At 70.5% G+C, this 17,847-nt stretch carries 14 protein-coding genes; 8 read left to right on the forward strand and 6 right to left on the reverse strand.

The window, feature by feature from the left end; genetic code table 11:
* Positions 1–35: 35 nt before the first annotated feature.
* Entirely contained in the window at positions 36–1,130 is a 1,095-nt protein-coding gene (locus ACWDLG_RS09475; protein WP_449917824.1) for an alpha/beta hydrolase family protein, read from the forward strand.
* Here ACWDLG_RS09475 and ACWDLG_RS09480 read toward each other — a convergent pair whose 3' ends face one another.
* The 5 genes from ACWDLG_RS09480 to ACWDLG_RS09500 form a co-directional block, all read right to left on the reverse strand.
* Positions 1,131–2,888 (reverse strand): ABC transporter ATP-binding protein, encoded by a 1,758-nt coding sequence (locus ACWDLG_RS09480; RefSeq protein WP_449917826.1) that lies wholly within the window; start codon positions 2,886–2,888, stop codon positions 1,131–1,133. It abuts the gene before it with no gap.
* A gap of 1 nt (position 2,889) precedes the next feature.
* Positions 2,890–4,578: an ABC transporter ATP-binding protein gene (locus ACWDLG_RS09485; protein ID WP_449917828.1), complete on the reverse strand. Its 1,689-nt coding sequence runs from the start codon at positions 4,576–4,578 to the stop codon at positions 2,890–2,892.
* Positions 4,579–4,708: 130 nt separating this feature from the next.
* A complete protein-coding gene (locus ACWDLG_RS09490) occupies positions 4,709–5,449 on the reverse strand; it encodes a succinate dehydrogenase/fumarate reductase iron-sulfur subunit (protein ID WP_449917831.1) in 741 nt (246 codons plus the stop codon).
* Positions 5,446–7,368, reverse strand: coding sequence for a fumarate reductase/succinate dehydrogenase flavoprotein subunit (locus tag ACWDLG_RS09495; protein ID WP_354905792.1), 1,923 nt, complete (start codon positions 7,366–7,368; stop codon positions 5,446–5,448). Before ACWDLG_RS09495 ends, ACWDLG_RS09490 begins: the two co-directional genes overlap by 4 nt.
* Positions 7,365–7,997 (reverse strand): succinate dehydrogenase cytochrome b subunit, encoded by a 633-nt coding sequence (locus ACWDLG_RS09500; RefSeq protein ID WP_354905978.1) that lies wholly within the window; start codon positions 7,995–7,997, stop codon positions 7,365–7,367. The genes ACWDLG_RS09495 and ACWDLG_RS09500 overlap by 4 nt, the downstream gene beginning before the upstream one ends.
* A 281-nt stretch (positions 7,998–8,278) precedes the next feature.
* Here ACWDLG_RS09500 and ACWDLG_RS09505 point away from each other — a divergent pair, with 281 nt between their 5' ends.
* The 7 genes from ACWDLG_RS09505 to ACWDLG_RS09535 all read left to right on the forward strand — a co-directional run bounded on the left by ACWDLG_RS09505 (position 8,279) and on the right by ACWDLG_RS09535 (position 15,895).
* Complete coding sequence (locus tag ACWDLG_RS09505; RefSeq protein ID WP_449917835.1) at positions 8,279–9,232, forward strand: LysR family transcriptional regulator; 954 nt, start codon at positions 8,279–8,281, stop codon at positions 9,230–9,232.
* Positions 9,210–10,361: a PP2C family protein-serine/threonine phosphatase gene (locus ACWDLG_RS09510; RefSeq protein WP_449917839.1), complete on the forward strand. Its 1,152-nt coding sequence runs from the start codon at positions 9,210–9,212 to the stop codon at positions 10,359–10,361. Before ACWDLG_RS09505 ends, ACWDLG_RS09510 begins: the two co-directional genes overlap by 23 nt.
* A gap of 5 nt (positions 10,362–10,366) precedes the next feature.
* Positions 10,367–11,878, forward strand: coding sequence for a sensor histidine kinase (locus ACWDLG_RS09515; RefSeq protein WP_449917842.1), 1,512 nt, complete (start codon positions 10,367–10,369; stop codon positions 11,876–11,878).
* The gene (locus ACWDLG_RS09520; RefSeq protein WP_449917844.1) at positions 11,878–12,306 is read left to right on the forward strand and encodes a response regulator; all 429 of its coding nucleotides are present in this window, start codon (positions 11,878–11,880) and stop codon (positions 12,304–12,306) included. Before ACWDLG_RS09515 ends, ACWDLG_RS09520 begins: the two co-directional genes overlap by 1 nt.
* 151 nt (positions 12,307–12,457) lie before the next feature.
* Positions 12,458–13,243 carry a hypothetical protein gene (locus ACWDLG_RS09525; RefSeq protein ID WP_449917846.1) on the forward strand — a complete coding sequence of 262 codons (786 nt, stop codon included), beginning with the start codon at positions 12,458–12,460 and terminating at the stop codon, positions 13,241–13,243.
* A gap of 25 nt (positions 13,244–13,268) precedes the next feature.
* Positions 13,269–15,146: a fumarate reductase/succinate dehydrogenase flavoprotein subunit gene (locus tag ACWDLG_RS09530; protein WP_449917847.1), complete on the forward strand. Its 1,878-nt coding sequence runs from the start codon at positions 13,269–13,271 to the stop codon at positions 15,144–15,146.
* A complete protein-coding gene (locus ACWDLG_RS09535; RefSeq protein ID WP_354905780.1) occupies positions 15,143–15,895 on the forward strand; it encodes a succinate dehydrogenase/fumarate reductase iron-sulfur subunit in 753 nt (250 codons plus the stop codon). The genes ACWDLG_RS09530 and ACWDLG_RS09535 overlap by 4 nt, the downstream gene beginning before the upstream one ends.
* A 575-nt stretch (positions 15,896–16,470) precedes the next feature.
* On the opposite strand, the gene ACWDLG_RS09540 is transcribed toward ACWDLG_RS09535, so the two are convergent.
* Complete coding sequence (locus tag ACWDLG_RS09540) at positions 16,471–17,841, reverse strand: hypothetical protein (protein WP_449917848.1); 1,371 nt, start codon at positions 17,839–17,841, stop codon at positions 16,471–16,473.
* Positions 17,842–17,847 lie beyond the last annotated feature (6 nt).

Genomic DNA, 17,847 nt, shown 5'->3' on the forward strand with positions numbered 1-17,847 from the left:
GACGGGCTCCCGCGACGCCGACCAGAGTGGCCCGCATGAGGAGAACACTTGTTGTCGCAGCCCTGTCGGCGGTCGCGCTCACGAGCGGCGCCGTCCCCGCAGGGGCCGAGGGCGCCCGGCCCGCCGTCCCCGCACCGACCGGCACGCGGACCGCCCTGCCCGCACCGACCGGCGACCGGCCCGTCGGCACGACCACCCTGCACCTGGTGGACACCGCGCGCCCCGACCCGTGGAACCCCGAGGCCGACCGGCGGGAGCTGATGGTCTCGCTCTGGTACCCCGCCACGCGGCCCGGCGGCCGGCCCGCGCCGTACCTGACCGGGGAGGAGTCGGCGGCCGTGCTGAAGGGCTTCGACGTGCCGCCCGGCGCGCTGGTGAAGACCAGGACGCACGCCCGGCAGAGCCCCCCGCCGAACAAGCGGCTGCCGCTGGTGCTGATGTCGCCCGGATTCAGCATGCCCAAGGCGACCCTCACCTCCCTGGCCGAGGACCTGGCCAGCAGGGGCTACCTGGTGGCGGCGGTCGAGCACACCTACGAGTCGGTCGCCACGACCTTCCCCGACGGCAGGACCACCACCTGCCTGGCGTGCGTCAAGGGACAGGACGGCGCGAAGGTCGCCGCCGTCAGGGTCGCCGACCTGCGGTTCGTCCTCGACGAGCTGATCGGGCGCGGGCTCGCCGACCGGTCGAGGATCGCCGCGGTCGGCCACTCGATGGGCGGCAACAGCGCCGTCCAGCTGCTGCTGGCCGACCACCGGGTGAAGGCGGCGGCGAATCTGGACGGCACGTTCGCCCCGGTGGTGGCGGAGCTGGACAGGCCCGTGCTGATGGCGGGTAACCCCGCGCACGTGCCGGACGGCCGCGACACCAGCTGGAAGCAGTCGTGGGGCAATCTCGTGGGCTGGAAGCGGTGGATCACCGTGGAGGGCACCGACCACGCGGCCTTCGTCGACTACGCGGTTCTCCGGCCCCAGCTCGGCCTTCCGGGCAGCGCGATCGAGGGCACGCGGGCGATCGGGATCACCCGCGCCTACGTCGCCGCCTTCGTGGACCGGCAGCTGAGGGGCGGGGACGGGCCGCTGCTCGACGGCCCGTCCCGCGCCTACCCCGAGGTGCGCTTCTGGAAGTGATCAGCGGGCGGTCGGCGCCGGGGCGCCGTGCCAGCTCGCCCAGAGGGCGGCGTAGGAGCCGCCCTCGGCCACCAGTTCGTCGTGCGAGCCCAGCTCGCTGATCCGCCCGTCCTCGACCACGGCCACCCGGTCGGCGTCGTGCGCGGTGTAGAGGCGGTGCGCGATGGCGATCACCGTGCGGCCGTCGAGAACGGCCGCGAGCGACCGCTCCAGGTTCCTGGCGGCGCGCGGGTCGATCAGCGAGGTGGCCTCGTCCAGCACCAGCGTGTGCGGGTCGGCCAGCACCAGCCGCGCCAGCGCGAGCTGCTGGGCGTGCGCGGGCGAGATCGACGTGCCGCCCGAGCCGACCATCGTGTCGAGCCCGTCGGGCAGCGACTCGACCCACTCCATCGCGTCGACGGCCCGCAGCGCGCCGAGCACCTCGTCGGACGAGGCCGACGGCCTGGCGATCAGCAGGTTGTCGCGCAGCGTGCCGCGGAAGACGTGGTGCTCCTGGGTCACCAGGGCGACGTGCCCGCGCAGGTCGTCGAGCGGCAGGTCGACCAGCGGCACGCCGCCGACGGTCACCGTGCCGGTGCGGGGGCCGTGGATGCCGGCCAGCAGCCTGCCCAGCGTCGACTTGCCCGCTCCCGAGGGGCCGACCATGGCCAGGCGCTCGCCGGGCCGCAACGTCAGCGAGACGCCGTGCAGGACGTCGTGGCCCTCGCGGTAGGAGTAGCGGACGTCGGCGGCCACCAGGTCCTCGCCGTCGGGGGTGTCGGCCCCGGCCGTACGGTCGTCCGGCACGTTGGCCACGCCCAGCAGGCGCGCCATCGCGGCCCCGCCGACCTGCAGCTCGTCGATCCACATCAGGAACCTGTCGAGCGGGTCGATGAGCTGCTGGGCGTAGAGCACGGCGGCGGTGACCTGACCGAGCATCACCCACCCGTTGATGTAGAACAGCCCGCCGACCAGCAGCGCGGCCACCACGGGGATCACGTAGCCCAGCTCGACGGCCGGGAACCACACCGTGCGCAGCCCGAGCGTGTAGCGCTCGGCCGCCCACGAGCGCCCGATGTCGCCGTCGGTGCGGGCGTGGCGCCGCTCCTGCAGGCCGAGCGCCTCGACCGTCCTGGCGCCCTCGACCGTCTCGGCCAGGCCCTCGGTCATGTCGGCGTAGGCGGCGTTCTCGCGCAGGTACCCGTCGCGCGCCCGCTTCAGGTACCACCGGGTCGAGATCCAGATGATCGGTACGGCCAGCAGCATCGGCACCATGAGCAGCGGGCTGACCAGCAGCATCGCACCGATCGTGATCGCCCCCGTGACGAGGGCGATCAGCGTCTCGGGCACCGCGTGGCGCACCGTCCTCGACAGCGAGTCGACGTCGCGCGAGGTCCGGGTGATCAGGTCGCCGGAACCGGCCCGCTCCACCGTGGACAGCGGCAGCGCCAGCACCCGCTCGACGAACTCCTCCCTGAGCTCGGCCAGCACCTTCTCGCCGAGCCTGGAGGAGGCCAGCACCGCGAAGCGGACCAGCACCGACTGCAGCACCAGGAACGTTCCGATACCGACGGCCACCAGCGTGCCGTCGACCTCGGCGCCGCGCCGCACGTCCTCCACGAGGTCGCCGAGCTGCCACGGCACGGCGAGCCCGGCCGCGGCGGCCAGCGCGTGCAGCGCGAGGGCGACGGTCAGCTCGCGCGGGTACTTCAGCGTCAGCCGCCTGGCGTAGGCGCGCACCTGCGCCTGGTCGGCGACAGGCAGGATCTCCCGAGCCATCTCAGTCCTCCCCTCTCGTCACGGTCGCCGCGTAGGCGGGTTCGGTGGCCAGCAGCTCCCGGTGCGCGCCCTCGGCGCGCACCCTGCCGCCTTCCACGTAGATCACGTGCTCGGTGCGGTCGAGCACCAGCGGGCTGGTCGTGCAGACCAGCGTCGTCTTGCCGGCCCTGGCCTTGGCCAGCCGGTCGGCGATGCGCGCCTCGCTGTGCGCGTCGACCGCGCTGGTCGGCTCGACCAGGATCAGCACCTCGGGGTCGGTCACCAGCGCCCTGGCCAGGCGCAGGCGCTGCTGCTGCCCGCCGGAGAACTCCCGGCCCGCCTCCGCCACGTGGGCGTCGAGGCCGTCGGGGAGCGCCTCCACGATGTCCTCGGCGCAGGCGGCGTGCAGCGCCTGCCGTACGGCCTCGGGGGAGGCGTCGCCGCGGACGTCGAGCTCGTCGCGCAGCCGGCCGGCGAACAGCCTGGCGTTGTTGTCGGCGACCAGCACCCTGGCGCGGACCTCGCGCAGCGGGAGCGAGCCCAGGTCGATGCCGCCGAAGGAGACCTGGCCGTCGGTGTAGCGGCCGAGGCGGTCGGCGATCTCGATGGCGTCCTCGGGCGTGCCGGACGCGATGGCGGTCAGCGTGCCGGGCCGGACGGTGACGCCGCTCTTGACGTCGTGGAGCAGGCCGCCGGGCGAGGACTCGGCGCCGCCGCTCACCTCGGGTTCGATCGCCAGGATCCGGATGACCCTGCGGGCGGCGACGTGGCCCTTGGTGAGCTTGTCGGCGGCCTCGGTCAGCGTGCGCATCGGGCCGATCAGGAAGACCGCGTAGACGTAGAACTCGACCAGCTGGCCGGTCCTGATCTGCCCACCGACGGCGAACGAGGCGCCGATGCCGGTCACGATCGCGATCAGCAGCCCCGGCAGCAGGATCTGCGCGCCCTCCAGGACCGACTCGACACCGGCCACCCGCACGCCGGCGTGCCGTACCCGCTGGGACTCCTCGCGGTAGCGCTCGGCGAAGACCTGCTCGCCGCCGATGCCGCGCAGCACGCGCAGGCCCCCGACGATGTCGGCGGCCCTGGTGGACAGCTCGCCCTGGAGCTCCCTGTGCGCCTGCTGGCGCTTGTGCAGCGGTTTGAGCAGCGGGCCCACCGCGATCGCCATGAGCGGCACGCCGACGAGCACCAGCAGGCCGAGCTCCAGCGACGTGGAGATCATGATCACGGTGACCGTGACGATCGCCACGATCGAGCCGGTGCCGCGCAGCAGGATGTCCATCGAGTTGCCGATGTGCGCGATGTCGGAGTTGCCGACGCTGACCACCTCGCCGGTCGACAGGCGCTTGGGCAGCGTGGCGCCCAGCCTGGTCGCCTGCCTGGTGGTCACCTGGACGGTGCGGTAGGCGGCGGCCAGCCAGTTGTAGACGGCGAGCCGGTGGCGCATGATGCCGGCGTAGGCCTGCACGAGCCCCAGCCCGAGCAGCGCGGCCGACCAGGTCACCAGCCCGCCGGAGTCCTTGCCCAGGACGGCGTCGATGCCCCTGCCGAGCACGTGCGGCATGAGCGCCTGCGCGAACCACCACAGGGTGGCGAAGCCGATGCCGACGGCAAGGGCGCCCGCCTGGTTGCGCGCGGTCCAGAGGAGGTAGCGCGTGGGCGTGCGTGAGTCAGGGATGCCGGGATCGGCCTGGGGTAGGGAGCGCATAGCCCGTCAAGATTGACAAAGGCCCGGCTGACCAGGCAAACCATTTTCCGTGCCCACCCGTCACAGCGGTACCGCGGGAAACACAGCGGGCCGTACCCCCGCCCAGGGAGGTACGGCCCGCGTGACGGCGCTACTTGGCGTTGGCCTTCAGGTAGTCGGCGTTCATCCTGGCGATGGTGTCCAGCGGGATGCCCTTCGGGCAGACCGCCGTGCACTCGCCGGTGTTGGTGCAGCCGCCGAAGCCCTCGGCGTCCATCTGGTCGACCATGGCCCTGGCGCGGCTGACGCGCTCGGGCTGGCCCTGCGGCAGCAGCGACAGGTGGGTGATCTTCGCCGCGGTGAACAGGGAGGCCGAGCCGTTCGGGCAGGCCGCCACGCACGCGCCGCAGCCGATGCAGGTCGCCGCGTCGAAGGCGGCGTCGGCGTCCTCCTTGCGCACCGGCAGGCTGTGCGCGTCCGGGGCGGAGCCGGCCGGGACGGAGACGAAACCGCCTGCCTGGATGATGCGGTCGAACGCCGAACGGTCGACGACCAGATCCTTCACCACGGGGAACGGCGCGGCGCGCCACGGCTCGATGGTGATGGTGGCGCCGTCCTCGAAGTGGCGCATGTGCAGCTGGCACGTCGTGGTGGCGACCTGCTCGCCGTGCGCCACGCCGTTGATCACCATGCCGCACATGCCGCAGATGCCCTCGCGGCAGTCGTGGTCGAAGGCGATCGGGTCGTCACCCGACAGGATCAGCTGCTCGTTGACGACGTCGAGCATCTCCAGGAAGGACATGTCGGGCGAGACGTCCTTGGCCAGGTAGGTCACCAACCGACCAGCGTCGCCGGGACCGCTCTGGCGCCAGACCTTGAGGGTCAGGTTCACTTGTAACTCCGCTGGCTCATCTTGACGTACTCGTACTCGAGCGGTTCCTTGTGCAGCACCGGACCGTCGGCGCTGTGCTCCCACGCCGACACGTGCGCGAAGTTCTCGTCGTCGCGCAGCGCCTCACCGTCGGCGTCCTGCGACTCGGCGCGGAAGTGACCGCCGCACGACTCGGTGCGCACCAGCGCGTCGAGGCACATGAGCTCGGCCAGGTCGAAGAAGTCGGCCACCCGGCCGGCCTTCTCCAGCACCTGGTTGAGCTCCTCGGCGGTGCCGGAGACCTTGACGTTGCGCCAGAACTCCTCGCGCAGCGACGGGATCAGCTCCAGCGCCTTGCGCAGGGACTCCTCGGTGCGCTCCATGCCGCAGTAGTCCCACATGATCTTGCCGAGCTCCCGGTGGAAGGAGTCGGGCGTGCGGGTGCCGTTGATCGACAGCAGCTTGTCGATCTTCGTGCGGACCTTGATCTCGGCCTCGGCGACGGCCTCCTCGTCGACCTCGCCGAAGGGGCCGTCGGCCAGGTAGTCGCCGATGGTGGTCGGCAGCACGAAGTACCCGTCGGCCAGGCCCTGCATCAGCGCCGACGCGCCCAGGCGGTTGGCGCCGTGGTCGGAGAAGTTGGCCTCACCGATCACGAACAGGCCGGGGATGGTGGACTGCAGGTCGTAGTCCACCCACAGGCCGCCCATCGTGTAGTGGACGGCGGGGTAGATGCGCATCGGCACGTCGTAGGGGTTCTCGCCGGTGATGCGCTCGTACATCTCGAACAGGTTGCCGTACTTCTTGCCGACGGCGTCGCGCCCGAGGCGGTTGATCGCGTCGCGGAAGTCGAGGTAGACGCCCAGCCCGCCGGGGCCGACGCCGCGACCCTCGTCGCAGACGTTCTTGGCGGCGCGGGAGGCGATGTCACGCGGCACCAGGTTGCCGAAGGCGGGGTAGATCCGCTCCAGGTAGTAGTCGCGCTCGTCCTCGGGGATCTCCCCGGGAGCCCGCGTGTCGCCCTTGGCCAGGGGCACCCACACGCGGCCGTCGTTGCGCAGCGACTCCGACATCAGCGTCAGCTTCGACTGGTACTCGCCGGAGACCGGGATGCAGGTGGGGTGGATCTGCGTGTAGCACGGGTTGGCGAAGTAGGCGCCCTGCTCGTGCGCCCGCCAGATCGCGGTGGTGTTGCAGCCCTTGGCGTTCGTCGACAGGTAGAAGACGTTGCCGTAGCCGCCGGTGGCCAGCACGACCGCGTCGGCCACGTGGCGTTCGATCTCGCCGGTCACCATGTCGCGGACGATGATGCCGCGCGCCTTGCCGTCCGAGACGATCAGCTCGAGCATCTCGTGCCGGGTGAACATCTGCACGGTGCCCGCCGCGACCTGCCGCTCCAGCGCCTGGTAGGCGCCGAGCAGGAGCTGCTGGCCCGTCTGCCCGCGGGCGTAGAAGGTGCGGGAGACCTGCGCACCGCCGAAGGAGCGGGTGTCGAGCAGCCCGCCGTACTCGCGGGCGAACGGCACGCCCTGCGCGACGGCCTGGTCGATGATGTTCACCGACACCTGGGCCAGCCGGTAGACGTTGGACTCGCGGGCGCGGAAGTCGCCGCCCTTGACCGTGTCGTAGAACAGCCGGTAGATCGAGTCGCCGTCGCCGCGGTAGTTCTTGGCGGCGTTGATGCCGCCCTGCGCGGCGATGGAGTGCGCGCGCCTGGGCGAGTCCTGGTAGCAGAAGGACTTGACGTTGTAGCCGAGCTCGCCGAGCGTCGCGGCGGCCGAGCCGCCCGCGAGGCCGGTGCCGACCACGATGACGTTCAGCTTGCGCTTGTTGGCCGGGTTGACCAGCTTGGCGCCGAACTTCCGCTTCTCCCAGCGCTCCTCGATCGGCCCGGAGGGCGCCTTGGCGTCCCTGATCTCGGGACCCTCGGTGTACTTCACTTCACCACTCCTGTCATGACCGCGAACGGCACCGCGAGGAAGCCGGCGACCAGTACGGCCGAGACCAGGGCGGCCACGGTGTTCAGCGGCTTGCGGCGGCGGCCGTTCGACCAGCCGAGCGTCTGGAACATGCTCCACAGGCCGTGGCGCAGGTGGAGGCCCACCATGACGACGGCCACGACGTAGAAGACGGTCACCCACCAGCGTCCGGGCTGGAAGCCGTCGACCAGCCGCTCGGAGGGGGCGGAGGAGAAACCGGCCGGGTTGACGACGCCGAAGGTCAGGTCGAGCAGGTGCCAGACGACGAACAGCGCGATCGTGATGCCGCCGAACCGCATGATGTGCGTGGTGTAGCCCTTGGCCTGCGACTTCTTGACCGCGTACTTCACCGGGCGGGCCTTGGCCGCGCGCCTGGCCAGCGAGATGGCCGCCCACATGTGCAGGACGACACTGACGAACAGGACGGCCTCGGTGAGCGTCAGCACCGTCCGGTACGGCACCAGCGGCTCGCCCATGACGCGCAGGAAGTGCGCGTACTCGTCGAAGGAGGCCTTCCCCAGGAAGATCTTGAGGTTGCCCACCATGTGGAGCAGCAGGAACAGCACGAGAATGGCGCCTGTGACGGCCATCACGGCCTTCTTGCCGTTCGAGGAGCCCAGGAACCCGCCGGTCTTCTTGGGCGTTGAAGGCTTCGCCGGTGGCTGTGGTGCCTTGGCGGGGGTGGAAACCGGCGCGGTGGCGGATCCGCGCTCAATCGTGGCTGTCACAACGTCCGACGCTATTTACGCTGCGTTTATCCGTCCAAGTCATCACAGTTCTGGTTTCGATAGCCTCAGGCTATACATCCGGCAGAGGGGCGCTTGGCACCCGCTGCCGTGCGACCAATCTCACAACCCCTACGCTGTGGAAAGTGCAGCTCCAGCAGCTCGCCTACTTCGTCGCGGTGGCGGAGACGAGGCACTTCACCCAGGCCGCCGAGCGCATGCGTGTGGCGCAGCCGTCGCTGAGCAAGCAGATCAAGGCGCTGGAGTCGGAGCTGGGCGCCCCGCTGTTCTCCCGCGCGCGCGGCAACGTCACGCTGACCCCCGCGGGCGAGGCCCTGCTGCCGCTGGCGCGCCGGATGCTGGCCGACGCCGACACCGCCCGCCAGGAGGTGGCCGAGCTGGCCGGCCTCAGGAAAGGCCGCGTACGGCTCGGCGCCACGCCGTCGCTGTGCGCGGGCCTGCTGGCCGACGCGCTCGCTCGTTTTCATCGTGCTTATCCGGGCATCGAGTTGCTCGTGGAGGAGGGCGGCTCGCGCGACCTGGTCAGAGCGCTCGCCAGAGGGCAGCTCGACCTCTCGGTGATCATCATGCCGTTGCAGAGCGACGACCCGGCCCTGGTGACGGAGGAGGTCCTGCGTGAGAACCTGGTCGTCGCCGCACCGTCACACGAGCGGGTCCGCCGGCCGTACCTGCGGATCGAGGACCTGCGCGGGCGGCCCATGGTGATGTTCAGGCGCGGCTACGACCTGCGGGAGGCCACGCTGGCCGCCTGCCGGCAGGCGGGGTTCGAGCCGCGGTTCGCCGTCGAGGGCGGCGAGATGGACGCCGTGCTGCGCTTCGTCGAAGCCGGCTTGGGCGTGGCGGTGGTGCCCTCCATGGTGCTGGACGGCAGGCCGGGCCTGACCGGCATCCCCCTCGCCCCTCCCGGCCTGCGCCGTACGATCGCGCTGGCGCATCGTAAGGACGTCGAACAGACCAGGGCCGCCCAGGCCTTCCGTGCCACCTTGCTCTTCTTCCTGGCCGAAGCGGAGCATGGCGGCGAACTCCCCCAAGGTGTCGAGCTCATCAGAGGTGTACGTGACAGCCCACGGCCTTCCTGAAATGCCGCCCCTGCTGCTGATCGAGGACGACCCTGGCGACGCGTTCCTTGTCGAGGAGCTGCTTCAGGAGGTGGAGAAGCCGCCGAAGATCACGTGGGCGCGCAGCATGGCCGAGGCGAAGGACCGCTTCAACCGCGACATCCAGTGCGTTCTTGTCGATCTCTCCCTCCCCGACGCCACCGGCATGGAGGCGCTGCGCCACGTGCTGGCCATGGCGGCCGACGTGGCCGTGGTCGTGCTGACCGGCCTCAACGACGCGCACGTCGGCATCGCGGCCGTCGCAGAGGGCGCCGAGGACTACCTGGTCAAGCAGGACATCGACGCCCGCCTGCTGGCCAGGGCCATCCGCTACGCCATCGAGCGCAAGCGCGCCGACCTGGCTCACCAGCGGCTCATCCAGTCGGAGCTGATCCGCAGGGAGAACACCCGCCTGGAGCGCGGGCTGCTGCCGGTGCCGTTGCTGGAGCCCGGCGCGGTCGAGCACCGGACCCGCTACCGCCCGGGACGCCAGCGCTCGCTGCTGGCCGGCGACTTCTTCGACACCGTGCAGGGCCCCGACGGGGCGATCCACACCGTGGTCGGCGACGTGTGCGGACACGGGCCCGACGAGGCCGCGCTGGGGGTGGCGCTGCGCATCGCCTGGCGCACGCTGACGCTCGCGGGACGGCACGGCAACGACGCGCTCCAGACGCTCGACACCGTCCTCAGGCACGAGCGCAAGTCTCCCGAGATCTTCACCACCCTCTGCACCGCCACCATCGACCCCGGCCTGGCCCGCGCGACCATGCACCTGGTCGGCCACCCGCCGCCCGTGCTCATCCGAGGGGGTGAGATCGACGTCGTCAGGGGCGGCCCCTCGGGGCCGCCGCTCGGCATCTTCCCTGACGTGGAGTGGAAGGCCATCGACGTGCCGCTCGGCGACGCGTGGTCGCTGCTGGCCTACACCGACGGGCTGATCGAGGCCACCGTGGACGGCGGGCCCGACCTGCTCGGCACCGAGGGCCTGCTGGCGATCATCGCCGACCACGGCGGCATCGATCTCGACCGCCTCATCGAGAGCGTCACCGAGATCAACGGGGAGGTCCTGAGCGACGACCTCGCAGCCGTACTGATCACGAGGAAGGGCTGAGCCGCATGTCCGCGCTGCGCCCGCTCCCCGCCCCTAAGCCGCCCACGGGGTACGGCAGGCTGCCCATCGGGCGCTGGTTCCTGTTCGCCGCGATCGTCGGGCTGCTCGTCGTCGTCGCGGGCGCCACGGTGACGGTCAGCTCGCTCGGCAGGCTGTCCGACGCGCGCCACGAGGTGGTCGAGGTCGTCGATCCGACCATGCTGGCCACCCTCGACCTGGCCGGCGCGCTGGCGAGCCAGCGGGAGGCGGTCACCGACTTCGGCCTGACCGCCGACCCGCAGTACGCCGACGCCTACGAGCGGGCCCGCGCGAGCGAGGACAGGGCCGTCGCGCGCATCAACGGCCTGATGCCCGGACATCGGATCGACAGCATCACGCGGGCCGCGGCGGCCTGGCGGGCGGAGGTCGCCGAGCCGATTCTCAAGGGCAGAGCCTTGACCAAGGAGAGTGTCCAGGCCGACCGGGGCAGGTTCGACCAGCTGAGGTTCGCGCTGTCCGGCCAGCGCGCCGCCCTGAAGCTGCACCATGACAGCGGCGTCGGGCGCCTGACCGATCGGGCCAGGACGTTCGCCTTCGCCCTCGGCGTGCTGGCCGCCGTCCTGATCGGCCTGCTCGTGCTGATCGGCTTGATCGTCAGGCACATGGTGCTGCGCCCGGTGACCGAGCTGGCCGCGCAGGTCCGCGCGGTCGCCCACGGCGACTTCGACCACCCGCTGCGCGTCGACAGGCCCGCCGAGCTGGCGGAGCTGTCGGGCCACATCGACGCGATGCGGCGCAGGATCCTGTCCCAGTGGCGGCGGTCGGACGAGCAGGCGGAGGAGCTGAGGCGTTCCAACGGCGAGCTGGAGCAGTTCGCCTACGTGGCCAGCCACGACCTGCAGGAGCCGCTGCGCAAGGTGGCCAGCTTCACCCAGATGCTGGAGCAGCGCTACGGCGACCAGCTCGACGACCGGGCCAAGCAGTACATCTCCTTCGCCGTCGACGGCGCCAAGCGGATGCAGCTGCTCATCAACGACCTGCTGGACTTCTCCAGGGTGGGCAGGATCGGCGGCGAGAAGGTGCCGCTCGACGCCGCGCTGCCGCTCGACGCCGCGCTGGCCAACCTCGCCGCCCAGATCGAGGAGGCGGGCGCCGAGGTGACCTGCACCGGCCTGCCCGAGGTGACGGGCAACAGGAGCCAGCTCACCCAGCTCTTCCAGAACCTCGTCGGCAACGCCGTCAAGTTCCGGAGCGACGAGCCGCCCGTCGTGCACATCGCGGCCCGTGAGGCCGCCGACGGCATGTGGGAGTTCTCGTGCGCCGACAACGGGATCGGCATCGAGCAGAAGTACGCCGACCGGATCTTCCTGATCTTCCAGCGGCTCCACACCCGCGACCGCTATCCGGGCACCGGCATCGGGCTGGCACTGTGCAAGAAGATCGTGGAGTATCACGGCGGCCGGATCTGGGTGGACAATGACACCAGGCAGGGCCCCGGCACGACCGTGCGGTGGACCCTTCCGGGCAGGGGCGAGTGATGAACGTGCTGCTGGTCGAGGACGACCCCGGCGACGTCCTGCTGACCAGGGAGGCGTTCGAGCTCAACCGGGTGCGCAACACGCTCTACGTCGTCAGCGACGGCGAGGAGGCCATGGCCTTCCTGCGCCGGCAGGGCGCCTACACCGCCGCGCCCAGGCCCGACATGATGCTGCTCGACCTCAACCTGCCCCGCAAGGACGGCAGGGAGGTGCTGTCCGACGTCAAGAGCGACCCCGACCTGCGCAGCATTCCCGTCGTGGTCCTCACCACCTCCGAGGCGGAGGAGGACATCCTGCACAGCTACCGCCTCCACGCCAACGCGTACGTGACCAAGCCGGTGGATCTTCATCAGTTCGTCAGGGTCGTCCGGCAGATCGACGAGTTCTTCGTGAGCGTGGTTAAACTGCCCCCTAACGGGGATGGGTGACGGGAATCACAGCCAGGCATCGGAAAAGGTGAGTGATGCTTCTCACACAACCCGATGCCAGCGTCGTAACGTATCCCCCACCAATGCGCGAGAGGCGAGTGATTCCACCACCCTCGCAGCACCCATTCCGCGGGAGGTGGAGAGGTCCGCGATGACCCAGACGACCCCTGAACCCCAGGTCAGACGAGAGCGCGCCCGAATCACGGTGCGCACGTTGCGCACAGATCGATGGTGGATCGCCCCGCTTTTGACCTTTCTAGGGCTGATGTCCTTTCTGGTCTACGGTGTGTGGGCGATTCTCGACACCAGCTACTTCGTCGAGCCCTACATCGCACCATTCTCGTCGCCGTGCCTGGCGACCTCGTGTCACGAGGGGGCGAGGTTCCTCGGGCTGGCGCCGTTCGGCGACTGGTACACCCTGCCGCCGGGGCTGCTGATCCTCGGCCTGCCCGGTGGCTTCCGGCTCACCTGCTACTACTACCGCAAGTCCTACTACCGCTCGTTCTGGCTCTCGCCGCCGGCATGCGCGGTCCAGGAGCCGCACGGCAAGTACACCGGTGAGACCCGCTTCCCGCTGATCATCCAGAACATCCACCGCTACTTCTTCTACGCGGCGATCGTGATCGGCCTCGTGCTCGCCTACGACGCGGTGCTCGCGCTCGTCCACAAGCCGCTCGGGCTCGGCACCTGGATCCTCATCGGCAACGCGATCCTGATCAACCTGTACACGCTGTCGTGCCACTCCTGCCGGCACATCACCGCGGGACGGCTCAACCACTTCTCTCGCCACCCGCTGCGCTACAAGGCCTGGACGTTCGTCTCCAAGCTCAACGCCAAGCACCAGCCGCTGGCGTGGGCGTCGATGTTCTCGGTGATGGGCGCCGACTTCTACGTCCGCCTCGTGGCCAAGGGCATCATCACCTTCCCGTACGCGTAAGGACCCGGAACACGTGGGATCTCAAGTGGAAATCGAGCGTCACGAATACGACGTCGTCGTCATCGGCGCCGGCGGCGCGGGGCTGCGGGCCGCCATCGAGGCCCGCCAGCAGGGCAAGCGCACCGCGATCGTGTGCAAGTCGCTGTTCGGCAAGGCCCACACGGTCATGGCCGAGGGTGGCGCGGCGGCGGCCATGGGCAACGTCAACCCCGACGACAACTGGATGGTGCACTTCCGCGACACCATGCGCGGCGGCAAGTTCCTGAACAACTGGCGCATGGCCGAACTGCACGCCAAGGAGGCTCCCGACCGGGTGTGGGAGCTGGAGGCGTGGGGCGCGCTGTTCGACCGCACCAAGGACGGGAAGATCAGCCAGCGCAACTTCGGCGGCCACGAGTACCCGCGGCTCGCGCACGTGGGCGACCGGACGGGGCTGGAGCTGATCCGCACCCTGCAGCAGCGCGTGGTCGCCCTGCAGCAGGAGGACTACGAGAACCACGGCGACTACGAGGCCTACATCAAGGTGTTCGCCGAGTGCACGGTCACCCGGCTGCTCAAGGACGGCGACGCCGTCTCCGGCGCGTTCGGCTACTGGCGCGAGACCGGCAACTTCGTCGTCTTCGACGCCCCCGCCGTCGTGCTGGCCACCGGCGGCATCGGCAAGTCGTACGTGGTGACCTCCAACTCCTGGGAGTACACCGGCGACGGCCACGCCCTGGCCCTCCTGGCCGGCGCCAAGCTCATCAACATGGAGTTCATCCAGTTCCACCCGACCGGCATGGTGTGGCCGCCGTCCGTGCGCGGCATCCTGGTCACCGAGTCGGTCCGCGGCGACGGCGGCGTGCTGCGCAACTCGCTCGGCGAGCGGTTCATGTTCAACTACATCCCCGAGGTGTTCAAGGACAAGTACGCCACCACCGAGGAAGAGGGCGACCGCTGGTACACCGACCAGGCCAACAACCGCCGCCCTCCGGAGCTGCTGCCGCGTGACGAGGTGGCCAGGGCGATCAACTCCGAGGTGAAGGCGGGGCGCGGATCGCCGCAGGGCGGCGTGTTCCTCGACGTCTCCACCCGGCTGCCCGCCGCCGAGATCGTCAAGCGGCTGCCGTCGATGCACCACCAGTTCAAGGAGCTGGCCGACGTCGACATCACCGCCGAGCCGATGCAGGTGGGCCCCACCTGCCACTACATCATGGGCGGCGTCGAGGTCGACGCCGACACCGCCGCCGCGGCCGTACCGGGACTGTTCGCCGCCGGAGAGGTCTCCGGCGGCATGCACGGCTCCAACCGGCTGGGCGGCAACTCGCTGTCGGACCTGCTGGTGTTCGGCAGGCGCGCGGGCGCCGGCGCCGCCGCCTACATCGACTCGCTGAGCGCGCGGCCCACCGTGTCGCAGGAGAGCGTCGACAGCGCCAAGGCCGAGGCGATCGCCCCGCTCGAGCGCTCCGGCGAGAACCCCTACGAGGTCCACCACGAGCTCCAGCGGACCATGAACGACCTGGTCGGCATCATCAGGACGTCCTCGGAGGTCGCCGAGGCGCTCGAGGTCGTGGAGAAGCTGAAGGAGCGGGTCCACCTCGTCGGCGCGGCCGGCGGGCGCATCTACAACCCGGGCTGGCACCTCGCGCTCGACCTGCGCAACATGCTGCTCGTGTCCGAGTGCGTGGCCAAGGCCGCGCTGATGCGCGAGGAGAGCCGCGGCGGCCACACCCGCGACGACTTCCCCGGCATGAACGCCGAATGGCGGCGCAAGCTGCTGGTCTGCTCCGCCGCCGCCGACGGCTCGTCCGTCACCGTCGAGGAGAAGCAGCAGCAGCCGATGCGCCCCGACCTGCTGGCCCTGTTCGACCTGGCCGAGCTGAAGAAGTACCTCACCGACGACGAGTTGGACGGGATCGAATGAGTTACAAGGCGAAGTTCCGCGTCTGGCGCGGTGAGGGCGGCGAGGGCAAGCTCGAGGACTTCACCGTCGAGGTCAACGAGGGCGAGGTCGTCCTCGACATCATCCACCGGCTCCAGGCCACCCAGGCGCCCGACCTGGCCGTGCGCTGGAACTGCAAGGCCGGCAAGTGCGGCTCCTGCTCCATGGAGATCAACGGCAAGCCGAGGCTCGGCTGTATGACCCGCATGTCCACCTTCGAGGAGGACGAGACGATCACGGTCACACCGATGCGCACCTTCCCCGTCATCAAGGACCTGGTGTGCGACGTGTCGTTCAACTACCAGAAGGCCAGGGAGGTGCCGTCGTTCACGCCGCCGGCCGACGTGCGCCCCGGCGAGTACCGGATGCAGCAGGTCGACGTCGAGCGCTCGCAGGAGTTCCGCAAGTGCATCGAGTGCTTCATGTGCAACAACGTCTGCCACGTCATCCGTGACCACGAGGAGAACAAGCCGGCCTTCTCCGGGCCGCGCTTCCTCATGCGGATCGCCGAGCTGGACATGCACCCCTACGACGTGGCCGACCGCAAGGAGTCCGCGCAGAAGGACCACGGGCTCGGCTACTGCAACATCACCAAGTGCTGCACCGAGGTCTGCCCCGAACACATCAAGATCACCGACAACGCGCTGATCCCGCTGAAGGAGCGCGTCGTCGACCGCAAGTACGACCCGCTGGTCTGGCTCGGCAGCAAGATCTTCAAGCGCCAGAGCTGACCCCACCGGCCCCTCCAGGACCGCCCGGCCATCCGGGCGGTCCCCACCTGGGCCCTCCTCGCATCCACCGGGCACCGGACTTATCGGGCTTATCGAATACGGCGCGCTCCGCATCCATCCGGTACAGCGGCTCCTCGCGTCCATCCGGCACAGCGGGCCTCTCGGGTCCTTCCGGCACAGCAGGCTCCTCGGCTCCTTCCAGTACAGCAGGCTCCTCGGCTCCTTCCGGTACGGCTGCCGCCGGGTCACGCGCCGACCGCCGTCGTGGGCTCGCCCCCGTCACCGTGCGCTCCTCCAGCAGGACTTCGCCTCCCACCGCCACGGCGCCCCGTCAGGCGCACACCGGGGCCACGCACCGACCCACCCGGCAAGCCCGTCAGGCACCCGCTGGGACCCGACGTACGCTCGGGTCATCCCCGGCAGGCCGTCGACACCCGCCGAGCCGACCACGTGGGGAACCATCACACGGCGATCCAGTGACCGATCACCCCCGGCAGGCCGTCACACGCTCGCTGAGCCCCGAGCGCCCTTCAATCGGACGCCAGGCGCACGGGCCGGTCCGGGTCTGTGGCCGGTCAGAACTCGCGGTGGTCGTCGACGTCGCGCAGGGGAAGGATCGCCGTGCGGTCCTCGGCCGCGGGAGCGGCGTCGTCGAGCTTCCAGGGCTCGGCGTCGCCCGCCTCGACGATCGTCGGGCCACCCGCCTGACCCTTGTGGTGCGGATCGTCGTAGGGCGCGTCACCGCCCGGCGGGATGTCGCCGAGCGACGGCTGGTCCGGCGGAACCAGCGGCTCGAACAGGTCGCGGTACTGCGGCTGCTGCCCCGGCGCCAGGTCAGGAGGCAGCGGGTCGTCGCCGGCCACGTGGAACTCGCGCGGCTTGAAGGCGTCGAAGTCGCCGGCCGGCTGGTCGTGGCTCTCCACGGACTCGGGCTGGACGTACTCCGGCTGGGTGTACTCCGGCTGGGTGTACTCGGGGTGCGGGTATTCCTGCTGGGCGTACTCGGGGTGCGGGTACCCGGGCTGCGGGTGCCCCGCCTGCGCGGAGTAGTCGGCCGTCGGACCCGGCTGGCCGTACATCGACGGGTCCTGCGGGAACGGGTGCTGGTAGACCGGCTGGTACTGGGCGGGACCGCCCGGGTAGGTCTGCACCGGCACGAAGCTGATGATCGGCGCGTAGGCCGGGACAGGGCCCGCGAAACCGGGTCCGGCCGGGTAGCCGCCGTACGGCTCGGCGGCGGGCTCGCCCCGGTGGTGTCCTGGCTGCTGCGGCCCGGCCCTGCGGACGGCGGCGGCGTGGGCCATCCTGCGCAGCCGTCCCTCGAAGATGAGCACGGCGAACAACGCGAGCAGGACCAGCACCAGCGCGGGGATGCCGAGCTTGCGGCTGAGCGTGGTCTGGTCGTACTCCGGTGCGGCGTTGCGCACCACCAGTTCCTCGGAATCGGAGACAGCCGTCGTGGGCTCGCTCGGCGCCTGCGAGGGCGTGTCGTCCTGCACGGTCGGGAAGGAGAACGTCGGCGTCTCCTCGGCGGTGTCCGCGGGGGCCGACGGCACGCTCACGTCCGTCGAGGGCACCACCGGCGGCGGCTGCTGGACGGGCGGAGCCTGCGTCGCCGGCGGCTTGGCCGTGGTCTTCTCGGGCTCGGGCGCCTTGCTGGTCTTCGTCGGCGACGGCGTCACCGTGGTCGTCACGGTCGTGACGGGATCGGTCGGCGTAGGCGTCGGCGACCCGAGCGTGGTGGTGATCGTGACCGTGGTGACGACCTCGGTCGGCTCGCAGGCCTCACCCGCGTCACACGGCGGGATCGCGTCTCCCGGGTCGCGTGCCACGACCGACGCGCTGGCGACCTGGCTGATGAGGGGGACCGCCGCGAGCACGACGCCGCCGCTGATCCCTAAGGAGAGCAGCAGGGCGGAGACGGCCGTCAGTCGCCTGGGTGCCACCGCTGC

It is taken from the genome of Nonomuraea sp. NPDC003727, assembly GCF_053586935.1.